Source organism: Tenacibaculum aestuarii (assembly GCF_964510395.1).
GTDB classification, from domain to species: Bacteria; Bacteroidota; Bacteroidia; order Flavobacteriales; family Flavobacteriaceae; genus Polaribacter; species Polaribacter aestuarii.
Genome location: NZ_CAZEFY010000004.1, coordinates 63385 through 85867 on the forward strand (window position 1 = coordinate 63385; position 22483 = coordinate 85867).

General features: G+C 31.7%; 21 protein-coding genes and 1 tRNA gene. 12 read left to right on the top strand and 10 right to left on the bottom strand.

Annotated elements, in window-relative coordinates; translation table 11 throughout:
- Positions 1-30: 30 nt before the first annotated feature.
- On the bottom strand, positions 31-957 hold the full coding sequence (gene queG / locus ACKTSU_RS13350) for a tRNA epoxyqueuosine(34) reductase QueG (RefSeq protein ID WP_408037003.1): 927 nt from the start codon (positions 955-957) through the stop codon (positions 31-33).
- Between the two features lie 119 nt (positions 958-1076).
- Between queG and ACKTSU_RS13355 the strand changes: the two genes are divergently transcribed.
- Together ACKTSU_RS13355 and ACKTSU_RS13360 are read left to right on the top strand one after the other, a co-directional pair.
- Positions 1077-3677 (top strand): AsmA family protein, encoded by a 2601-nt coding sequence (locus ACKTSU_RS13355; protein WP_408037004.1) that lies wholly within the window; start codon positions 1077-1079, stop codon positions 3675-3677.
- A gap of 129 nt (positions 3678-3806) precedes the next feature.
- Positions 3807-6272, top strand: coding sequence for a DUF5686 family protein (locus tag ACKTSU_RS13360; protein ID WP_408037005.1), 2466 nt, complete (start codon positions 3807-3809; stop codon positions 6270-6272).
- Positions 6273-6355: 83 nt separating this feature from the next.
- Here the strand turns inward: ACKTSU_RS13360 and ACKTSU_RS13365 are convergent, their stop codons facing one another.
- On the bottom strand, positions 6356-6937 hold the full coding sequence (locus ACKTSU_RS13365; protein ID WP_408037006.1) for a hypothetical protein: 582 nt from the start codon (positions 6935-6937) through the stop codon (positions 6356-6358).
- A gap of 451 nt (positions 6938-7388) precedes the next feature.
- On the opposite strand from ACKTSU_RS13365, the gene ACKTSU_RS13370 reads away from it, so the two are divergent.
- On the top strand, positions 7389-7631 hold the full coding sequence (locus ACKTSU_RS13370; protein WP_408037007.1) for a MoaD/ThiS family protein: 243 nt from the start codon (positions 7389-7391) through the stop codon (positions 7629-7631).
- A gap of 82 nt (positions 7632-7713) precedes the next feature.
- Here ACKTSU_RS13370 and ACKTSU_RS13375 read toward each other — a convergent pair whose 3' ends face one another.
- From ACKTSU_RS13375 to recO, 3 genes are read right to left on the bottom strand one after another with little or no spacing between them, the layout of a single operon-like run.
- Positions 7714-7995 (bottom strand): DUF3817 domain-containing protein, encoded by a 282-nt coding sequence (locus ACKTSU_RS13375; RefSeq protein WP_028891743.1) that lies wholly within the window; start codon positions 7993-7995, stop codon positions 7714-7716.
- Between the two features lie 10 nt (positions 7996-8005).
- On the bottom strand, positions 8006-10510 hold the full coding sequence (locus tag ACKTSU_RS13380; protein ID WP_408037008.1) for a TonB-dependent receptor: 2505 nt from the start codon (positions 10508-10510) through the stop codon (positions 8006-8008).
- A gap of 3 nt (positions 10511-10513) precedes the next feature.
- Positions 10514-11236 (bottom strand): DNA repair protein RecO, encoded by a 723-nt coding sequence (gene recO, locus ACKTSU_RS13385; RefSeq protein ID WP_408037009.1) that lies wholly within the window; start codon positions 11234-11236, stop codon positions 10514-10516.
- Positions 11237-11328: 92 nt separating this feature from the next.
- Here recO and ACKTSU_RS13390 point away from each other — a divergent pair, with 92 nt between their 5' ends.
- Complete coding sequence (locus ACKTSU_RS13390) at positions 11329-11805, top strand: CYTH domain-containing protein (protein WP_408037011.1); 477 nt, start codon at positions 11329-11331, stop codon at positions 11803-11805.
- On the opposite strand, the gene trhA is transcribed toward ACKTSU_RS13390, so the two are convergent.
- Positions 11802-12443, bottom strand: coding sequence for a PAQR family membrane homeostasis protein TrhA (gene trhA / locus ACKTSU_RS13395; protein WP_408037012.1), 642 nt, complete (start codon positions 12441-12443; stop codon positions 11802-11804). The two genes, ACKTSU_RS13390 and trhA, sit on opposite strands and share 4 nt — an antisense overlap.
- Positions 12436-13206 carry a lysophospholipid acyltransferase family protein gene (locus tag ACKTSU_RS13400; protein ID WP_408037014.1) on the bottom strand — a complete coding sequence of 257 codons (771 nt, stop codon included), beginning with the start codon at positions 13204-13206 and terminating at the stop codon, positions 12436-12438. Before ACKTSU_RS13400 ends, trhA begins: the two co-directional genes overlap by 8 nt.
- A gap of 148 nt (positions 13207-13354) precedes the next feature.
- Here ACKTSU_RS13400 and trpS point away from each other — a divergent pair, with 148 nt between their 5' ends.
- From trpS to ACKTSU_RS13420, 4 genes are all read left to right on the top strand, one after another.
- On the top strand, positions 13355-14323 hold the full coding sequence (gene trpS, locus ACKTSU_RS13405; RefSeq protein WP_408037015.1) for a tryptophan--tRNA ligase: 969 nt from the start codon (positions 13355-13357) through the stop codon (positions 14321-14323).
- Between the two features lie 133 nt (positions 14324-14456).
- The gene (locus tag ACKTSU_RS13410) at positions 14457-14711 is read left to right on the top strand and encodes a hypothetical protein (RefSeq protein ID WP_051435862.1); all 255 of its coding nucleotides are present in this window, start codon (positions 14457-14459) and stop codon (positions 14709-14711) included.
- A 77-nt stretch (positions 14712-14788) separates the two neighbouring features.
- Positions 14789-15094 carry a DUF6370 family protein gene (locus ACKTSU_RS13415; protein ID WP_408037017.1) on the top strand — a complete coding sequence of 102 codons (306 nt, stop codon included), beginning with the start codon at positions 14789-14791 and terminating at the stop codon, positions 15092-15094.
- A 282-nt stretch (positions 15095-15376) separates the two neighbouring features.
- Positions 15377-15565: a hypothetical protein gene (locus tag ACKTSU_RS13420; RefSeq protein WP_408037019.1), complete on the top strand. Its 189-nt coding sequence runs from the start codon at positions 15377-15379 to the stop codon at positions 15563-15565.
- Between the two features lie 74 nt (positions 15566-15639).
- Here the strand turns inward: ACKTSU_RS13420 and ACKTSU_RS13425 are convergent, their stop codons facing one another.
- Positions 15640-16680: an NADP(H)-dependent aldo-keto reductase gene (locus ACKTSU_RS13425; protein ID WP_408037021.1), complete on the bottom strand. Its 1041-nt coding sequence runs from the start codon at positions 16678-16680 to the stop codon at positions 15640-15642.
- A 128-nt stretch (positions 16681-16808) separates the two neighbouring features.
- Positions 16809-17996 carry a phosphoglycerate kinase gene (locus ACKTSU_RS13430; protein ID WP_408037023.1) on the bottom strand — a complete coding sequence of 396 codons (1188 nt, stop codon included), beginning with the start codon at positions 17994-17996 and terminating at the stop codon, positions 16809-16811.
- A 110-nt stretch (positions 17997-18106) separates the two neighbouring features.
- Between ACKTSU_RS13430 and ACKTSU_RS13435 the strand changes: the two genes are divergently transcribed.
- The 4 genes from ACKTSU_RS13435 to ACKTSU_RS13450 all read left to right on the top strand — a co-directional run bounded on the left by ACKTSU_RS13435 (position 18107) and on the right by ACKTSU_RS13450 (position 19671).
- Positions 18107-18568 carry a hypothetical protein gene (locus ACKTSU_RS13435; protein ID WP_408037025.1) on the top strand — a complete coding sequence of 154 codons (462 nt, stop codon included), beginning with the start codon at positions 18107-18109 and terminating at the stop codon, positions 18566-18568.
- Positions 18568-18990, top strand: a complete 423-nt coding sequence (locus tag ACKTSU_RS13440) for a molybdenum cofactor biosynthesis protein MoaE (RefSeq protein WP_408037163.1) — start codon at positions 18568-18570, stop codon at positions 18988-18990. Before ACKTSU_RS13435 ends, ACKTSU_RS13440 begins: the two co-directional genes overlap by 1 nt.
- Before the next feature lie 59 nt (positions 18991-19049).
- A tRNA-Ala gene (locus ACKTSU_RS13445) sits at positions 19050-19123 on the top strand.
- Between the two features lie 14 nt (positions 19124-19137).
- Positions 19138-19671 carry a GNAT family N-acetyltransferase gene (locus ACKTSU_RS13450; protein WP_408037027.1) on the top strand — a complete coding sequence of 178 codons (534 nt, stop codon included), beginning with the start codon at positions 19138-19140 and terminating at the stop codon, positions 19669-19671.
- Here ACKTSU_RS13450 and ACKTSU_RS13455 read toward each other — a convergent pair.
- Positions 19668-22424, bottom strand: coding sequence for a PD-(D/E)XK nuclease family protein (locus tag ACKTSU_RS13455; RefSeq protein WP_408037028.1), 2757 nt, complete (start codon positions 22422-22424; stop codon positions 19668-19670). The genes ACKTSU_RS13450 and ACKTSU_RS13455 overlap by 4 nt on opposite strands.
- Between the last annotated feature and the right edge of the window lie 59 nt (positions 22425-22483).

The following is a 22483-nucleotide window of genomic DNA, read 5'->3' on the forward strand; positions in this document are numbered from 1 at the left end:
TAAAAATAAAAGCAGGTTTAAAACCTGCTTTTATTTTTTTAAGAAACTAATATTTCTTGTCAGTCCTGAAAACTTAGTGCGCTTTACTGCCGATTTTTTAAAAACTTTGCTAAACGTTTCTTGCGTCAACTCTTGCCAATCCCGTTTTGTCATATCTAATAAACTTTCTTGTGGTGCAAACAATGACTCTTCATGTGGTTTTGAAAAACGATTCCACGGGCACACATCTTGACACACATCGCAACCAAACATCCAATCTTGTAGTTGCCCTTCAAATCCAGTAGGAATTGCATCTTTTAACTCAATTGTTAAATATGAAATACATTTACTTCCATCCACTGTATTATTAGGTAAAATAGCTTGTGTTGGGCATGCATCAATACAACGAGTACAACTTCCACAATGATCTGTTTTAAAAGGGACATCATATTCCAGTTCTAAATCGATTATCAATTCAGCTAAAAAGAAAAAGGATCCTTGTTGCTTTTGGATTAATAATGAGTGTTTTCCATTCCAACCTAATCCTGATTTTGTTGCCCAAGCACGTTCTAACACAGGAGCAGAATCAACAAAACAACGCCCTGAAACTTCGCCTATTTCATCATTAATCAACTGTAATAATACTCGTAATTTATCTTTTATGATATGATGATAATCTTGTCCGTAAGCATATTTAGAAATCTTATAACTTCCTTCTTGCTGAACTTCCGAAGGAAAATAATTATAAGACAAAGAAATCACCGATTTCGCCCCATCAACCAATAACCTTGGATCTAAACGTTTGTCAAAATGGTTTTCCATATAGTGCATCTCTCCATGATATCCGTTCTGTAACCATTTTTCTAACCGAGGAGCTTCTTCTTCTAAAAAATCAGCTTTTGCAATACCGCATTCCAAAAAACCCAAGCGTTTTGCTTGTGTTTTTATAAAGTTAGAATATTGTTGTTTCTGATTCAAAATACGTGATTTTATCAGCGCAAAATTACCAAAAGAAAATTTATCATTTCATTGACTTTCTATTTACAAATAATTGCTGAACTTTGTTCATTAGTATTACATAACAAACTTTATTCTTTATGAAAAAGATCTATAAAATAATAATAGGTATAGTAGTTTTTTTCTTTATCCTATTGGTTAGCATTCCTCTGTTATTCCAAGATAAAGTAATGAACTTGGTAAAAACTACCATTAACAACAACGTAAATGCTAAAGTTGATTTTAGCGACTCGAGTTTAAGCTTGCTTAGAAATTTCCCAAACGCATCAGTACAATTATCTAACCTAACGGTTATTAACAATGCTCCTTTTGAAGGAGATACTTTAGTGTATGCTAAAGAAGTAAACTTAGCCTTAAAACTTACCGAACTTTTTAAAGCTTCTTCTGAACAGTTAAATATCAAATCATTTACTATTGACGAAGCTTTGGTAAATGTAATGGTAGATGAAAAAGGAAATGCAAACTACGATATTGCAAAACCTTCAGATACTAAAGAGGTAAAAGATGAAGAACCATCAACTTTTGGATTATCAATTAACTCATATGCTATTAACAATGCTACGATAAAATATAATGATAAACAAGGTAAGCTAAATCTTGAATTAACTGAGTTAAACCACAGCGGTAGCGGTGATTTTTCTCAATCAAACACAGAGTTAGACACTCAAACTTCTACCTTAGTTTCTTTTGGAATGGATGGAAATTCGTACGCAAAGAATCAAAAAATAGAATTAGATGCTATTTTAGGAATGGATTTAACCAACATGAAGTTTTCTTTCTTAAAAAATGAAGCTAAATTGAATAATTTACCTTTAATTTTTGATGGATATGTTCAAATAAACGAAAATAACCAAGAGGTTGATATTAACTTTAAAACACCATCGTCTGACTTTAAAAACTTTTTAGGATTGATTCCTGAAACTTACACCAAAAGTATTGCTAACGTTTCTACTACTGGTAACTTTAGTGTTGACGGAAAAGTAAACGGAATCATTGACAACAATCATATTCCAAAGTTAGATATCACTATGAAATCTAACAACGCTTCATTTAAATATCCTGATTTACCAAAAAGTGTTCAAAACATCAACATAGATACTCAAATAAAGAATACTACAGGTAAAGTTGAAAACACCTTTGTTTCTATTAACAATTTATCATTTAAAATTGATGAAGATACTTTTTCTACAAAAGGTAATGTGTATAATTTAACAACTAACCCTAAAGTAAATGCTACAGTTAAAGGAACATTAAACCTTGCTAAACTAAACCAAGCATATCCTATTGATTTACAAAATGAATTAAGCGGTATCTTAAAAGCAGATTTACATACCGAATTTGATATGAAAGCTATTGAAAATAGTGTTGTAAGCCGTATTAAAAACAACGGAAAATTGGAGGTTAGCGATTTTGTTTTTTCTTCAGAAGATGTTGTAAATCCTCTTCATATTAAAAACACCGTTGTTACCTTTACCCCAAGTACTGTTTCATTAACTAAGTTTGATGCTACTACAGGGAAAAGTGATTTAAATGCTACCGGAACTCTAAAAAACTTATTAGGTTTTTTACTTTCTGACAACAAATTACAAGGGAACTTCAACCTAAATTCAAATGCTTTTTATGTAAGCGATTTTATGCAAGAAAATCCAGAGACTTCAGAGAAAAAAGAAGAAACTTCTAAAGAAAACACACCTAGTGAATCTCTAAAAATTCCTGCTTTCTTAGACTGTTCAGTAAAGGCAAATGCAAAAACAGTACATTATGATAACTTAACTTTACAAAATGTTACCGGAACACTTCTTTTAAAAGACGAAAAAGCCATCTTACAAAACATGAATGCTGGTATTTTTAATGGTCAAATTGCTTTAAATGGAGAAGTTAATACACAAAAGGAAAAACCTACTTTCGATATGAAGTTAGGTATCAAATCTTTTGACATTGCTCAATCCTTTACTAGTTTAGATTTGTTACAATCATTGAGTCCTATTGCGGGTGCTATGAGTGGTAAATTAAATTCTGACATTGATTTATCTGGTAGTTTAAACGATGATTTTACACTGAACTTAGCTTCTGTTTCTGGTAAAGCATTAGCTGAATTATTAACGACTAGCATCAATCCTGAAAAAACTAAAGCGTTAAGCTTACTAAATGATAAATTATCATTTATGGATTTAACAAAACTAGACCTATCAGATATTAAAACATATTTATCTTTTAAAGACGGACAAGTAGTTGTAAAACCTTTCGATTTAAAGTATAACGACATTGGAATTACTGTTGGCGGAAGTCATGGTTTTGACAAAACAATGAACTATAATGTTACTTTAAATGTACCTGCTAAATACTTAGGTAATGAAGCTGAAGGATTACTTTCTAAATTAAGCGCAAAAGATCAGCAAAATATTACAGTTCCTGTTACGGCTAATATTACGGGTAACATGATGAGTCCTTCTGTAAAAACAGACATGTCTTCATCGGTTAGCAAATTAAGTCAAAAACTAATCGATCAACAAAAAGATAAATTAGTCAATGATGCCTTAGGTGGGTTATTAGGAGGTAAAAAGAAAGACAGTACTTCTACAACCACCAAAAAGGATGAAACTGTTAAAAAAGTGACCGACGTATTAGGTGGGTTATTCGGAAAAAAGAAAAAAACACAGCAAAAAGATACGGTTAAATAATCTTTTGTAACATTTCTTTTACCTCATAGTCTTACAATTAATTAAGAGAACTTTGTAAGTTATTTAACACTTCTTAAATACACTTTACAAAGTTCTTCTTTTATGTTTGTTACCATCAACTAACTGACTATGAAAAATATAACTACTTTTTTATTTCTAATATGCTCGTCAATAACCTTTTCTCAAGTTAAAGGAAGAGTTACAGACACAAAAAAACAACCTATTTCTTTTGTAAGTGTTTACTTAGAAAACACGATTACAGGTACAACTACCAACACCAATGGAGATTATGAATTAGCACTCTCCAAAACAGGAAATTACACCCTAATTTTTCAAATGTTAGGTTACAAAACCATAAAAAAAACGGTTGAAATTAATTCTCTTCCTTTCACATTAGATGTTTCTTTAACAGAAGAAGAAGTGGTTTTAGATGAAGTTGTGGTTTCTTCAGAAGAAAACCCCGCCAACAAAATTATTAGAAATGCTATCGATAGCAAAAGTAAAAACACCGATAAGTTTGCTGAATATACTGCCGATTTTTACTCTAGAGGTTTGTTTAAAGTAAAAGATCTTCCTAAAAAGTTTTTAGGGCAAGATATTGGTGATATGGGTGGTGGATTGGATTCTACCCGAAGTGGGGTAGTATATCTTTCTGAAACGGTTTCTAAAATTGCATTTCAAAAAAGACCTAAAAATTTTAAAGAACACATTATAGCCTCAAAAGTTAGTGGTGAAGACAATGGCATTAGCTTTAACCAAGCTGAAGATGTTAACTTTAATTTTTATGAAAATTCTTTTAATCTAGCGGATGTTCGTATAATTTCTCCAATTGCAAACGGAGCTTTCGGGTATTATAATTACAAGCTAGCAGGAGTATTTTACAATGAAAACGGAAAATTAATTAACAAAATTCAACTACTACCTAAACGTAAAAATGACCGTGTTTTTAGTGGATATATTTATATCGTTGAAGATGATTGGGCTGTGTATGGAGCCGATGTTATTGTAACAGGAGCGCAAATAAGCTTGCCAATGGTTGATTCTTTACATATTAAACAGAACTATAATTTTTCAACAAAAAATAAAGCGTGGGTTCCCACAACTCAAACTATCGATTTTAAAGCAGGTATGTTCGGATTTCATTTTAACGGACGCTTTTTTGCTGCTTATTCAAATTATAATTTTTCTCCTGATTTTAATGAAAAAACTTTCAATAACGAAATACTTTCCTTTGCTGAAAATGCTACAGAAAAAGATTCTACATATTGGAACACTATTCGTCCAGTAGCTCTAACAGTAGAAGAGATATCAGATTACAAACTGAAAGACAGTATTAAAACTATTCGAAAATCAGAAAAATATTTAGATTCAATAGACACCAAAAACAACAAATTTAAACCGCTAGATATTCTTTCTGGTTATACCTACCGAGATTCTTACAACAAATGGTCGTTAAGCATTTCTTCTCCCATTGAAAACATCAATTTTAACACCGTACAAGGCTGGAATTCTTCTTTAGGAATTAACTACCGAAAAACTCTAAATAAAAAAGGAAAACGATTTGGTATGGGAGCCAATGTTAATTATGGTTTTTCAGAAAAAAAAGCACGTCCTACCGTCCACTTCAACTACCAGTGGAATAATACAACAAGACCATACCTGCATGTTTCTGGAGGAATTGCCACACCACAATTCAACCAAAAAGAACCTATTTCTAAGTTTTGGAATACCATAAGTTCAATTGGTTTTGAAAGAAATTACCTGAAAATCTACGAAAAAACCTATGCAAAAGCTTCTTTTTCACAAGAAGTAACCAACGGAATTCGTATGTTTTCTTCTCTAGAATTTGCCGACAGAAAACCGCTGTTCAATACCTCAGACTATGTAATGTTTCCTAAAAAAGATGTTGATTACACTTCTAACAATCCACAAGAATCAAACAATTTTACTTCAGGATTTACTCCGCATCATATGTGGACATTTTCGGTGGGAGCTAACATCAATTTTGGTCAAAAGTATTTATCATACCCTGATGGAAAATACAATATTACCAGTCGTAAATATCCATCGTTGTATATTGGTTATCAAAAAAACTTCGGGTCTGGAAATTCTGAGTGGAATTCAGATATCATATTCTCACAACTGTATCAACATGTTAATTTAAGCAACTGGGGAGAATTTTCCTACAAAGCAAGAGGAGGCATGTTTTTAGAGCAAAAAGACATTCCGTTTATCGATTATGCTCATTTTAACGGAAATCGCTTATTAATAACTCCAAAAGACAATTATTTAAACAACTTTTACATGCTTCCATATTATAAATTAAATTCTAATGATAAATACGCTGAACTTCATGGAGAATACAATTTCAAAGGAGCATTGTTAAGCAAAGTTCCTTTGTTAAATAAGCTTAACTTTCATCTAGTTACAGGTGCAAAAGGATTATTTACAGCAGACGACAAACCCTATTCTGAATTTGCTATTGGTTTAGATAATGTTGGTATTGGAAAATGGCGTTTTTTACGTGTCGATTTTGCTCGCTCTTACTTTAATGGAAAATCTGAAAACAGAGTAGTTTTCGGGATAAAATTGTAAGCTTATGCAATACCTTTTTTATAAAGTTTAATACAATTACAAGGTAGTTTCTCAACTACCTTGTAATCATTATATATGTTAAATTATTCTCTATCTCTTATTTCCTCTTCTGCACATTTAGAAGGTGGACAATAAGCCACTCCTCCTGATCCTGAACAAGGATCATAGGTTCCTACTAACGTAACATTTTCTTTATAATAAGTACCCACTCCTTCTACAAAAAGGTTGTAATTAAGAGTTCCTCTAACTGTAACATTTATAGTATTACCTACTACATTGTGTGTAGATGATATATGACTATAGCTTACTCCTAAAGTAAAACCAGATAAATGAGAATTAACATTACTTATATTGCTACCATCATAATTAAATGACATATTAAGGTGCATATTAATAGACATATTACCTGTTTGCAGATTAACACTCCCTTGTCCACAAGGCTCATAAAAACTCTTCGAAGATTTATTTAAGTTTACAGCGTTTTTTGAAACGTAGTTTTTATTAGAGTTTTCGAATCCTTTCAAAGAATTATCTAAGAATTTTTTTGCTTCTTCTATACTATTAAAATATATAGGTTCTGTATTTTCCTCTATATTATTGATTTCAGCAACTGATAAAGAATTAGGCCTTAAGCCTAGTTCTTTACGCAAATCTTCTTCTTGCATAGCCGTTTCGCTTTGAGAACAGGATAAGAATAATATTGTCAATAAAGACAATAAAAATCGGTTTAATTTCTTTTTCATTTCTTACTTTTTTTTAAAATTTTCAATAGTAAAAATACAATAATGACAATTCCTACTAAGTTCAAAATTTGCCATAAAATAATATTCATTTTTTTAATTTTTAATTAAACATTTTTTTCTTTTTTACTAGCTAGTACATAATTAAGAAAAGTGATCAGACTCCCCTTATTACTTGCGACAAACGTATGATTTTGTTTTTTTACAAATGTTAAAGTATATCAGGGATAACCCTGAGTTGATAGCATTTTATTCTCAGGGTTTTCCCTAATTTAGTTTTTTTAACACCGATAATCAACAACTTAAAACAAGTGTTAAGGTTTTGTTAAAAATAAATTTTGAAGCTTTTCTATAAAAATAAGACTACTTTTACTTTATGAAAACAACCTTATTACTTTTTGGTATCGCCACAGATTTAGCTGATAGTTCTTCATTAACCCTAGAACTACCTAACAAAAGCTCTGTTGCTAGTTTTAAAGAATTTCTTTTTAATGAGTTTCCTGAATTTCGAAAAATGAGTTCGTATGCTGTGGCTATTAATGAGAGTTATGCAAGCGATGATACACTCATACGAGAAAATGATGTAATAGCCATTATACCTCCAGTAAGCGGAGGGTAATTGTAGTTATAAGATATGATGTAAAATAGAATACATTCGTTTACAATCCATTTTTACATCATACCATTAAATTATTAGCTTGTTATGCTACTTCTTTTTTTAGATACCTCCCTACGAAAAAGGTTCCGAAAGGTAAAATAGATAACAAACAAACGATTCCGAAAGTTTTTCCATTCCAGTTTAACTCGTATTTCAACATAATTGCTAATACGATATACCCTACAAATAGTAATCCGTGAGGCATTCCTAACATTTTTACATATTCAGGATTTCCTTGCATGTATTTAATTGGAACTGCTATAAAAAGCAATAAAATGTAAGATAATCCTTCTAATAAACTTACTAATCTGAAAAAATTAATCATTTGTTTGCGCTTAAAAATTCGTTTGCAAAGATACTGAAATATTGCGTCCTGCAGAAGATACTCCAGAGGCAAATTCTTTATAATGTTCGTCAAATAAATTAGACAATTGCGCTTGTATTGCTATGTTTTTAGTGAACTGATATTTTCCGTACAATCCAACAGTCATCCAACTAGGAGTTCCGTAGTACATATCAATATCATTTGTTGCATCAGGGTTCACAATTGGTGTTTGTTGGTGATTATCTATGCCTTCGGTTAGGTTATAATCAGAAATATCTTTTTTAGCATTGAAAACTAGGTTAGCTCCTCCTTCAAACTTCTTATTTACGTAACTTAAATCGAAACGACCAAATAATGGTGGAATAGATGATAGTGGTTCATCTGGAATATCTTCTCCTTTACCAGAATCGATAGTATTTCCCTTTGTGTACGTTATTGATCCTGATGTTTTCCAATTTTTAGAGATTTTACCTTCATAACTTGCAGTAAATCCTGTTATATAAGCTCTTCCTCTGTTATAATTCGTTAAAATTTCTCCATCAGCAGTATTGTACTCATCTCCATCGTAGAACACAGTACTTTGTCCAAAAAATTCATACGGAATTCGAGTGATATTTTGATCTAGTATTGTGTAATAGGCATTCATTCCTACTCTAAACTTTCTATTATTAAAATACTTTTGAAGTCCTATTTCAAAATTATATGCGTATTCAGGTCCTAACTTCGTATTAGGAACCGTTAACCTACCACTTTTTTCTCTAATTTTTCCTACATCATCAATATTTGGAGAACGGAACCCTGAAGAAATAACTCCGTTTAATTGCCAATTTCTTGTTGGCTTATATACATAACCTATCGTTGCAGTAATTGATTGATTATCTAATCGAATATTGTTTTGTGGAATATCTATGAATGTTTCATCGATCCACTTAGCTTTTAATACTGTATGTGTACCTCTAATCCCTGTATTCAAAGTAGATTTAGCATTGATATCTTGACGATAATCTACATAAAAAGCAGAGCTTAAATAACTACTTCCTCCATCAGGATAACGAGATTGCACTGCAAAATCACCATCAAATCCGATAATTTCATTTCCGTTTAATCGCAATGTTTTTCCGTAAGAATTAGAAGCCACATCATTATAAGCAAGCTCAACTCCATACCCTAAGTTTCTATGCGCTGCTAACGGAACTGTAAAATCTCCATTCAAACTAAAAACATCTACAGCTTCCTTTCTATACGATCTGTCTAAACTTCCAAATTTTCGTTGAACACGACTCTCTTTTATGTTTTGATATGCTAAGGTAATTGTTCCTTTATCCATCCATTTTTTCTTCGGACTGATAAGTAATTGTGGCGAAACTAATAATCTTTCTTGCGGCCCGTAATACCACTCTGCAAATTTTAAATCTCCATTTCCTTTTAACTCTGTTAACTTATCAAAACGTGGAATATTTGAAGAGTTTGAATATTGGATATTTAACTTAAAATCGGTGTCTTTTGAAAAAGGAACATAAAACTTCTGCAATACATCTGTTTGACTGTAACCAGTATTTCTCTGAATATTTAAATTAGAATTTGCAACTGGTGTATCGTTGTAATAACTATCAGTATTATTAGAGTAGAAAGGTACTTTGCCCCAGTCATCAAAACCATGAGAGCGATTTTTTCCCATTCGTAAATCACCAAAATTACTGTGAGCTACACTGGTAAATGAAGCCCATTTTTTAAATCTAAGCTCGGTAGAAACCACATTGGTTACCTCATTATTTGCAGAGCTGTATCGTAAAAAAATACTTCCTTTAATTTCGCTACCTTTTTCTGATATTTTTGGTGTTTTTGTGTAGTAGTGAATTACTCCCCCTAGAGCATCTGAACCATAAATTACTGATGACGGACCAAAAACAATTTCAGTTCTGTCTAGTAAATTTGGAGCTACTGTAATTGAATTTTGTAAATGTCCTTTTCTATAAATTGCATTATTCATACGAACACCATCAACCACCAACAATACTCGATTACTTTCCATCCCCCGCATTACTGGACTTCCTCCTCCAAATTGTGATTTTTGAATTTTTATTCCAGGTACGCTCGATAATAAATCTGCTGATGTTTGTGGTGATAATTTTTCTATCTCTTTTGATGAAACTACAGCAATTTGCTCTGCTATACGATTTGTTTTTTCTCTGTTCTTAAATACCGAAACGACCACCTCATCTAATTGTTCTGAGTTTTTTGACAAATACACATGATAGTTGTTTGCCTTTAAAGCTGATTTTTTCTCTTGATATTCTGCATACGAAACATGCGAAAAAATTAGCACTTCATTTTTTGAAAAAGCTGAAATATCAACTTTTCCTAACTCATCGCTCACAGCATATGTTGTATTATTTTTATTGAATACAGTAACTGATTCAACAGGTTTTCCTGTTTCAGCATCAATAACAGTAAGGTTTTGTGAAAAATTTGTGGTTACAATTAGTAAAAAAAATACAGTAATTATTTGTTTCATAAATTAACTAAAAACAGTTTCTAACACGTCTAACGACTTAGGTTTCCGAAATCCTTCCAAATGTAATTCATAATATTTTATGATAATTCGAAGAATAATTTGTCTATCATTTTTTGAATAGGAAATTGAATTTATTGCATCAAAATTTATGCCTAACAAGCTTTTAAAAAGATTAATTTCTTTTCCTGTTAAATTCCCTTTTTCATATACCAAATCGGTAAAACTTCCTTCTAACAAACTAAAGGCTTTTTTATCAGATTCAGAAGTATCTGGATAAAACCCTAAATACTTTGATAAATTTAATAAAAACAATAGATGAAAATTAGCTACCTCATCATGAGTATCTATCCAAACTAAAGAGGTTTCTAAGTATTGATACAATGAAATATTTTCTTCTTCTTCTTGAATGATTTTTGATAATATTTCAGACAAAAACAATATGATAGATTGCTTTACTATTGAAGTGTGTATTGTTTCATACGGATGAATTACCTGCACTTCTTTAATAGAGTGTAAAGAACTTTTAGTACTATGATTTGCTGTGATTTGTAATTGTGTTAATGGTTGAAAGTGAGCTGCCTTTAATTTTCCTTTTTTAGCTTTTAAAATCCCTTTTAACATATACGATTTTACCCCTTCTTGTAACGTAAAACACTTTACAATTAAACTTGTATCACCATACTTTAGCGAACTTAAAACAATAGCTTTGGTAGCAACAACCGCCATTTAATCGAATTTATCAGTTAAAATCATCAATCAAAGATATTTAATATTGACTATAAAAATGGTACTTTCGTACAAATTTGACGCACTTTGGTATGGCTGTAGAAATAGAAAGAAAATTCTTAGTAAAATCAGAAGCTTTTAAAGAAAGTTCATTTCAAAAAAATTATATAAAACAAGGGTTTTTAAATTCAGACAAAGAACGAGTAGTTCGAGTTCGAATAAAAGACGACAAAGGTTTTTTGACTATAAAAGGAGCTTCAAATACTAGTGGAACAACCCGTTTTGAATGGGAAAAAGAAATTGACAAAAATGAGGCTAAAAGTCTTTTCAATCTTTGTGAAAAAGGGATTATAGAAAAATACCGATACTTAGTAAAAATTGATAATCATACTTTTGAAGTAGATGAGTTTTTAGGAGAAAATAACGGTTTACTAATTGCCGAAGTTGAACTAAAAAATGAAAATGAAAATTTCAAAAAACCAGAATGGTTAGGAGAAGAAGTTACAGGTATCGCAAAATATTACAACTCAAACTTAAGCAAACATCCTTTTATTAGTTGGACTTCTTAAATACAGAAGTAAACAGCTATAAAGTGGCTTAAACTTCCTAATAATACGAAGACATGAAATGTTGCATGATTGTATTTTAGCTTTTTAATCGAATAAAAAACAGCGCCAACAGTATAAAAAACTCCTCCTAAAAAAAGATAGAATAAACCTTCGCTAGAAAAACTATCAATTAACGGTTTAATTAAAAAGACTATTTGCCAACCCATTAATAAGTATAACGCTGTTGATAATTTGTCAAACCTCCCTGTAAAAAACAATTTTAAAATGACTCCTGTTAACGCAAAGCTCCAAACAACAATAAATAAATACCAACCTAAATTCGGTGATAAAACCAGCAAGCAAAAGGGAGTATATGTTCCAGCTATGAGCACATAAATAGCAGCGTGATCAAAAATATTAAGCTTTCGTCTAAGCTTGGGCTCTTTAGCAGCATGATAAAAAGTAGATGCCGCGTATAAAACAATCATACTTATTCCATAAATCACCAAACTAATACCTTTCCAAAAAGCATTATATTCAAATGATTTTTGCAGTAACACAGGAAAAGCAATAATACTTAGCAATAATCCTAAACCATGTGAAAACACATTAAGCCTTTCCTCTTTATCACTATAACGATGATTTAATTTCTCACTCATTATTTAATCGGTTTGTATCTTTCATATACAACTCATCATTAATCAATTCATTGTATATAACACTGTAAGTTTGCTCTTTAAGTTTTTTCTTATCTTCTTGAACTAAGTTTGCTGTTTCAATAAAACTGCATTGTTTTACTCTAAATGTTCCTGGAGATCCTTTGAAAAAATCCCAAGAAAACAAACGTTTTCCATCGTAGTATACTTGAGGAACTATCGGTATCTGATGTTCAATTGCTAAACTAAACGCTCCATTTTTAAACGGAGCTAAAACAACATCTTCATCAGGAACCAATCCTTCAGGAAAAATAGCAACGCTTGTTCCGTTTTTCAATCTACTATGTGCTTGCTCATATACTTTTCTTCTACTTTCTGCATCACTTCTATCAACCATAATAACCACTTTTTTGTAAAAGAAACCGAAAACAGGAAACTTTACCAATTCTTTTTTTCCTACAAAAACAATTGGATTTTTACTCATGGCTATTAACACCCAAGGATCTAAAAACGATGCATGATTTGCACAAAACATATAACTTTTATTTCGATCAATCTCTTGCTCTTTTTCAACTTTCAATCGAAAACCCATCCCGTAAATTAAAAAGAAAGCCCAAGCTCTAACAACTTTCCAAAAAACTGGATAGTACTTTTCATCTGATGTTAAAATCAACATAAAAGGAGCCATTAACAAAATTGAAGCGATAATTAACACGTAAAACCAAACACGCCAAATAAATCGAATAGGAAAAAAAATATACTTCAAGCCTTTAAAATTAAAAATGGATAACTCTTTTTTCTCATCAACTTAACAAAGGAGAGTAAATAGAAGTGCGAATGTAGTAATTTCTTTTGTTTGATGAATTTTAAGCTTATTTTTGCTTACTTAAGTAAAAAATTTTCAAAACAGATTTATGTCAAGAATTTTAACAGGTGTACAAAGTACAGGAACCCCACATTTGGGAAATTTATTAGGAGCAATTTTACCTGCTATTGAAATGGCTAATGATTCAAAAAACGAATCGTTTATTTTCATTGCAGATATGCACTCTTTAACTCAGATTAAAGACGGTAACGAATTGCGCGAAAACACCTATAGTGTAGCAGCTACTTGGCTTGCCTGTGGAATTGACATTAACAAAACCGTTTTTTATCGTCAAAGCGACATCCCAGAAACTACTGAATTAACATGGTATTTAAGTTGTTTCTTTCCTTATCAACGCTTAACCTTAGCACATGGTTTTAAAGACAAAGCCGATCGTTTAGCTGATGTAAATGCTGGTTTATTTACCTATCCTATGTTAATGGCTGCAGATATTTTATTGTACGATGCTGAAGTTGTTCCTGTAGGAAAAGACCAGTTACAGCACTTAGAAATGACGCGTGATGTTGCAAACAGATTTAATAACATTGTAGGTGAAACTTTAGTTCCGCCTCAAGCAAAAATAAATGAAGACACCAAATTAGTTCCTGGAACTGATGGTGAAAAGATGAGTAAATCTCGAAATAACTTCATCAATATTTTCTTACCAGACAAAAAGCTACGTAAGCAAATTATGGCTATTCAAACGGATAGTAAAGCGTTAGAAGACCCAAAAGATCCAGATACTGACAATGTTTTTGCTATATATAAATTATTAGCTTCGGAAGAACAGATTGCCGAAATGCGTGCTAATTACAAAAATGGAGGTTATGGTTACGGACATGCTAAACAAGCACTTTATGAACTAATTATTGATAAGTTTGCTGACGTACGCGCAAAATATAACCACTACATGGAAAACCGTCATGAAATTGATGAAGCTTTAACCGTAGGAGCTGAAAAAGCACGAGTAATTGCTAAAGATGTTTTGCAAAGAGTACGTGGTAAAATAGGATATTAGTCTTATTAAATTGAGCTTTTCTATCCTGAAAAATTTAGGAGTATCTCCCGTTTAGAAATAGGGAATTGAGATAATATTTTGATTTTAGCTTTTAATAGTTTTACACAACTATTAACCTCAAAATAAAATCATTATGCCACATTATGCACAAGGAACAACAGGATGGACAAAACTTAAGAGTTACCAAGCATTATGGGACCCTAAAATTGATTTGGGTAAATTTTACTTTACAACATTTCAAGGAAAAAGAGAAGAAACCCCATACATGACGGCAGATAACTTTGCAAGAGTAATTGATATTCTAAGAAACGAAACACCAGTATACGGAAACGCAAGTACTGGTTCTGTTACCACACAAGGAGAGCCTGTTGGTGAAGAGGAAAGTTAGAATATAAAAATAGTAAACTAAGAACCAGAGTAAAAATTACTCTGGTTTTTTATTTTTATTTTTTATAAATTGACAACATGAAAAAAATATTAATCTTAGTATTCTTAGGAATTGTTGCTTGTAATACTCCAAAAGAAAAAACACAAATAGTTGAAGCTTCTTGTGGACAGTGTTTGTATGGTTTAGATAGTCAAAATGGATGTGATTTAGCCATAAAAATAGACGGACAAGCCTATTTTGTTGATGGCGCTCATATAGACGACTATGGAGACTCTCATGATCTAAATACTGGCTTTTGTAATGTGGTTAGAAAAGCAGAAGTTACAGGAAAAATTGAAGACGGAAGATTTAAGGCTTCTTCTTTTAAAATAGTTGAAGAATAAAATCAAAGTTTTAAAAACTAATAAGAAATAAAAAAACCGAAGTAAAGAACTACTTCGGATTTTTTTTGCTCCTTAAAAAACCTTTCATTTTTATATTAACTTCCTTTACCATCCTATTTAAACGACATTTCAACAGAATTAAATCACTGATTTCGTGAAACTTTTTAATAAAAACAGTATTTTTAAGCTCATTAAAATTCTTTCGCGAGAAAACAGACATAAACCTTGAGTGTCTATAAAAATGTTCAGGGATTTAATCAATTTAATTAAATCGTTATTATTATGAAAAAACAAATTTTAAATCTAGGAAAAAGATTAAACAGAAAAGACCAACAAGAAATTAAAGGAGGAAGAATGTTTTATGATTGTGCAGACTTTTGTAGAACTGCTTGGCGTGAAGGCGATAGAGATTTTTACATTCAGGATCAAATGGAAAAATATGGTTTAGATTGGTCTCACTGTGTTTGTTAGTATTGAAATATATTGATATAAAAAACCGCCTGGAAAATATTTTTCAGGCGGCTTACTTTTTATTTTTAATTCAACTACGGTGCTGGATTAGGAATCATTGTATGTACCGCTTCTATCTCTGCTAAAATATCTTCTGACAATTCAATATTAATAGAATTGATATTCTCTTTTAACTGACTCATTTTAGTCGCTCCAATAATATTACTCGTTACAAATGGTAACTGGTTAATGTATGCTAATGATAACTCTGTTAATGTCAGTCCATGTTTAGTTGCTATTTTTTGATACTCTAAAACTGCTTTTTCTGAACCTTCATTTTTATATCTAGCTATAAACCTTGGAAATAATGTTCCTCTCGCTCCTTCTGGAGTTTTCCCATCAATATATTTTCCCGTTAATACTCCTTGTGCTAGAGGAGAGTAAGCCAGTAAACCAATATTTTCTCTCATAGAGACTTCAGACATCCCCACTTCATATCCTCTGTGAATTAACGAGTATGAGTTTTGAATCGTAACCATTCTTGGTAAACCATGTTGTTCAGCTGTTTGCAAATATTTCATCGTTCCCCAAGGCGTTTCGTTAGACAAACCTACGTGCTTTATTTTTCCTTCTTTTACGAAGTCATTCAAGGTCTCTAAAATTTCTAAATGCTTTTCAGCTTCTTCAGCAGAAGTTTTATACGGATAATCACGTACTCCAAAACAGTTCACTCCACGGTCTGGCCAGTGTAACTGATACAAATCAATATAATCGGTTTGTAGACGTTTTAAACTACCTTCAATGGCTTCACTTATATTCTTTCTATTAAATCCTCCTGTTCTAATATGTGCAGTATAATCACCTCCTCCAGCAATTTTAGATGCTAACACTACTTTATCTCTATTTCCTGTTTTTTTGAACCAAGAACCTATAATTTTCTCAGTAGCTCCATATGTTTCTGGCGTTGCAGGCACAGAATACAGTTCCGCAGTATCAAAAAAGTTCACACCTTGTTCTAAGGCATAATCCATTTGTTCGTGACCTTCTGCTTCTGTATTTTGTCTCCCCCATGTCATCGTTCCTAAACAAATTTTAGAAACTTTTACATCGGTATTGGGTAGTGTTGTATATTTCATTTATTATGTAATTTTTATAGGTTTACTATAAACCAAAGGTCATTTCGAAAAAGGCACGATTGAGAAATCTTTAATTTGAAAAGTTACTCCCTTTAATGATATTTCTCGCTACCGCTCGAAATGACAAATTATTTTAAAATCGCTTCAATTCCTGGTAAAGTACGTCCTTCTAACATTTCTAACATTGCTCCTCCACCTGTAGACACATAACTCACTTTATCAGCAAATCCGAATTGTTTTACCGCAGCAACCGAATCTCCTCCACCTACTAACGAAAACGCTCCATTTTTAGTTGCTTCTTCAATAGCGTTTCCTAAACCAATGGTTCCTTGTGCAAACTTTTCCATTTCAAAAACTCCTAAAGGACCATTCCATAAAATAGTTTTAGATTTTGCAATAACTTCAGCAAACTTTTCAACGGTTTTAGGTCCGCAATCTAACCCCATCCATCCATCAGGAATTTCATTTGTGTCTACTACTTGCGTATTAGCATCGTTTGAAAAAGCATCTGCGATAACTGCATCTACTGGTAAATGAATTTCTGTATTATTCTCTTTTGCTTTTGCTAAAATTTCTAACGCTAAGGCTAATTTATCCTCTTCAACTAAGGAGTTTCCAATCTCCCCTCCTAAAGCTTTGATAAACGTAAACGTCATACCTCCACCAACAATAATGTGATCTACTTTCTCAATAATATTTTCAATCACACCAATTTTAGACGACACTTTCGCACCTCCTAAAATAGCAGTTACTGGTTTTTCTGAATTGTTTAATACCTTATCTATACTCTCAATCTCTGTTGCTAATAAATTTCCGAAACATTTATTTTCTGGAAAAAATTGTGCAATAATTGCAGTAGAAGCATGTGCTCTATGTGCAGTACCAAAAGCGTCATTTACATACATATCACCCCATTTAGATAATTGTTCAGCAAAGGCAACATCTCCTGCTTTTTCTTCTGAGTAAAAACGTAAGTTTTCTAGTAGTAAAATCTCTCCACTTTTTAAATTAGTTACAGCTTCTTCAACTGCTGAGCCAATACAGTCATCAACAAATTTCACTTGTACACCTAACACTTCTGTTACTTTACTAGCAATATGACATAACGAAAATTGATCTTCTTTACCTTTCGGACGCCCTAAATGCGACATTAACACACAGCTACCTCCATCTTCTAATATTTTAATAATCGTTGGTTTTGCCGCTTGAATTCTTGTATCATCTGTTACTTCAAAACTATCGTTTAAAGGCACGTTAAAATCTACACGGATTAATGCTTTTTTATTTTCGAAATTGAAATCGTTCAATGTTTTCATTTTAAGTTGTATTCTATAGTTGTGTTCTTTGTTTCAGCAAACAAAAATAATTATTTAAATCTGATTGGTTTCTATTCTTTTTGAGCTTTCAATCTTATATCTTTGTCTTTATGAAAAAGGGTTTATTTGTATTTATAGCATTACTAGTTATTTTATCTTGTAAAAAGCAAAAAAGTGTTCATAACACAAAATATAATGAGCTATCAAATCCTTCTGAAAAAAAAATATTACCAATCTCAGAATATAATACAGATAATCCAGAAATTGAAAATATTAAAAGACCAGAAAAATCAGTTATTAGAAATTCTGAAATTGACACAATTAATCTTTTTGGTATATGGGTAAGCGACCTAGATTCTCCTCATGCTGATTTCGAAATATCTAAAAACTCTTTTTTTATAGTTGATTATGATGGGGATGGAGATATGCCTTATACTTTAAACAAAAATAAGTTAACTGTTTTTTATAACGATTTTATTCAAACAGGAATTGTTACGGCAAAAAACAAAGACACCTTAAAAATTAAGTGGTCAAACACTAATAATAAAACTATTTATTTAAGATTTAAGTGATTATGTCTACATTTATAAAAATAACTTCAGATAAACTTAATATACAAGAATGTTATGATTTTGTAGCCGATCCATCTTGTGGTGGAATCGCTGTTTTTGTAGGTACTGTAAGAAATGCTACTCAAAACAAAGAGGTTACTCAGCTTGATTTTTCTACCTACAAGCCTATGGCAATTAAGGAAATGCAAAAAATTGCGGATGCTGCTTTGGAAAAATTTGGAGTAAAAAAGATTGCCATTCATCATGCTGAGGGTTTGTTAACTATTGGTGATATTCCCGTAATTATTACGGTTTCTTCTCCACACAGAAAAGCCGCTTTTGAAGCTTGTCAGTATGCCATTGACGCCTTAAAAGAAACGGTGCCTATTTGGAAAAAAGAATTTTTTGAAGATGGTGAAGTTTGGGTGAATGCGCATCCTTAAAAATACTATATTTGGTATTAAGTCATTTCTAATAATGTAAATATATAACAATCTTTATTGGGGCATTAGCTCAGTTGGCTAGAGCGTTTGACTGGCAGTCAAAAGGTCATCGGTTCGACTCCGATATGCTCCACTATTTTTAAAACTATGCTTGAGTTCACTACCACAACCAACCCAACAGAACTGCTTCAAATATTAGAGCTACAACAACAAAATTTACCTGAAAGTTTATCAGAAATTGATAAAAAAGAACAAGGTTTTGTTACGGTTCGTCATGATTTTGAGTTATTGAAAAAAATGAACGAGATACACCCGCATATCATCGCAAAAAGCAATGGCATTGTTGTGGGTTATGCTCTATCAATGTCTAAAATTTTCAGAAATGACATCCCTATTCTCATTCCTATGTTTGATGAAATAGATACTACTTCAGAAGGTACTAAACCTTATATTTTAATGGGACAGGTTTGTATAGACAAACATTACCGAAGTAAGGGTGTTTTTAGAGGTTTGTATGCAAAAATGAAAGAAGAATTCTCTGGAATATACGACTCTATTATTACTGAAATTGACAAAAAGAATACTCGATCTGTGAATGCACATAAAGCGATTGGTTTTAAAACTTTAAAAACCTACACGAGTAACAACCAAGATTGGGAAATTGTTTATTTAGCTATTTAATAAGGTAAATTAGTAGCTTCTACAAAGCTGAGTGCAGGATTGTATAATTCTGTTAACACTGTTTTTATTTCGGTCATAAACTCTTCTAACCTTTCCTCTGTAATAGCATTATCAGGTTTTCGATAATTGGATGAAAAATTCATTTGTAAAAAGCCACTTTTTAAATTTTTAAATGAGATAATTCCAGCTGCTAAGGGTTTCTCAAAATTAAATTGTGTGTGTTGGGTATACAAAAATGCATACAACATTACCTGAATAGCTTTGTGGTATTTTAAATCACGTATCACTTCAAAGTCGATTACTTTTAAGTTTGTACTATCAACCATCCCTGTTTTATAATCGATAATTCGAGTAACACCGTTGAGCTCATCAATTCGATCGACAATTCCTTTTATTTTTATAGGAAAATCAATTCCTTCCACCTTTATTTCTGAAGATAACTCCTGCTCAGTAGCAATTATTTTTAGTTGGTTATTCTCATCCTTCAGCAATTGTTTTTCCTTCAATAGAAAATTCTCTACAAAACGATTGGCTACTTCAAAAATCAATCGGTTTTTACCTGTGGTTACATCACCATTTTTAAAATGTTTCGAAAAGTAAAAAGTGATGAGTTTTTTAGTTTTTTGCTGCATGTCTTCAATATCATTCGCTTGCAAAAACTTCCCTATAAATGGTTTGTACAACTCTTCTAATGTATCGTGTACTACTGTTCCCATTGTATTCGCTGCAACTGTTTCTTCTACATCCTCTAGCTCATTTATTTTTAAAATTTTCTGTTTATAGTAAGCAATCGGGTTGTATAAATAATTGGTCAATGCCGATGGAGAAATTCCTTTTTGAGCTAATTCTTGTAAACGCTCCAACACTTTTTCGTCCTTTTGAATTTCCTTTAATTGAATAGGTGACGTAACTACTTTTGGGCTGATGATTTTTTCAGTAATATCATCTCGCATCATTTCTAGCTGTGTTACAAAACGACTTTTTTCTCCACTTCCAAACACATCATGCTCGGTATTGTATAAAATGTAAATGTTTTTGGCACGTTGTAACAATCGGAAAAAGTGGTAGGAGAACAGTGCATCTTTCTCCCTGTATGTTGGTAAACCAAACTCTATTTTTACATCAAACGGAATAAATGTGTTCTGTTGATGATTTCCTGGCAAAACTCCTTCATTTACTGAAGTGATGATTACATTTTCAAAATCTAGCACACGTGTTTCTAATACTCCCATTAACTGTAATCCTTGTAACGGTTCTCCTTGAAATGATAAACTTTCTGATTGTATTAGTTGCCTAAAAAATTGATGCAACGTTTTTAAATCTTGTACATAACCAAACTCATTATGTAAATTTTGCAACTGAGTAAAGGCTGTGTAAAAACGGAATAAATATTCTTTTTCTAGTTCGTTAGCATTTTCTTTCAACAAGTTGATTAACTCAATAATTCTGTTTAAAAACTCACTAATTGATACAAATGAATTGAAAATAGTGACTATTCTTTCTTTAATCTCCTTACTAACTGGAGAAAGAAATGTTATGATTTCTTCTTGATTAATAAAGGTATTATTCTCTTTAGCTATCGTTTCTGAAAGTACGTCCGCGATGTTTGTTTGATCATCTACCTGTAATAATCGATAAATAGTAGCATCCTTTACCAAGCGAACCACATCTTTATGATAAAAAAAGTTTTCTTCCTTCTTTTCTAACTTTTCTTGATTCAGGAATAATTGAAAAATGGCAAAGATTAAACTCGTTGTTGGAATATCTTTTAATGGATATCCCATTGTAATATTGATCGCATTTACAGTTGCCGGCAATGAATTCAACGTAATTGGCAATAAGGTTTCATCTGCCAAAACCAACGCTGTGTTATTATAGTTAGGAAGTTTTTCTAGAATTTCTCCTGCATACTTTATTTGCGTGATGTTTTTAGAAGCTCCAATCACCTCAATATGTTTACTTTCTGAAAAGTAGTCTTTAATCGTTTGAATTGGGTGCTGCTGATAGTATTTCCAACGAGTTTTATACTTTCTTAAAAAGCTTCCCGCTTGGTGTTGGCTTTCATAAAACGTTTTGTCAATATCCCAATAGGCTTCTGCATTTCCATTCAACAAAAATTGTTCGAATAACAATTCTTCCGCAGCATTTAACGCATTAAACCCTATAAAAAAGTATTTCTTTTGTTGATTTCTATGGATGAAATCCGCTACTTTTTTAGTTGATTCTCGATATAAAACCCCTTGATATCCGATATTGTTTTCAACCAAAAATTGATAAAAAGCATCGTAATACTTATTCAACTTTTCCATAAATGAAAAGTGATCTTTCATCAATTCGGTTTCTTTAAACTCTCCTTTTACCGACCATTTTCGTAAACGATGTATATCTCGCAAATACACAAAGATTTCTCTCGAATTAATTAAATGTTGATCGATTTCATTAAAATCTTGTAAAAGCGTGAATGCCCACGACGAAAACACATCAAACGAATCTGGATTCTCTTCTTGTTCTTTGTAAATGGTATAAAAATGGAAAAGGAGCTGAACTGCATCAATCTTTTTCATTTCAGAAATTTCTTCAACAAAATCACCAATATTGATAATCTCCGGTAAAAAACCTGCCGAAATTTTCTTTTTAAATGTTTCTTTTACAAAAACTCCTGCCCTTTGTGAAGGCAATATAAAGACAACATTTTCAAACGATTTGGTGTTTTGTAAAATAGTATCTAACGTTTCTGAAATAAAAGACTGCATACCTTGGTTTTCTTGTAAGCAAAGTACAATTTTTATCCTACTTTTGATAGTACAAACAA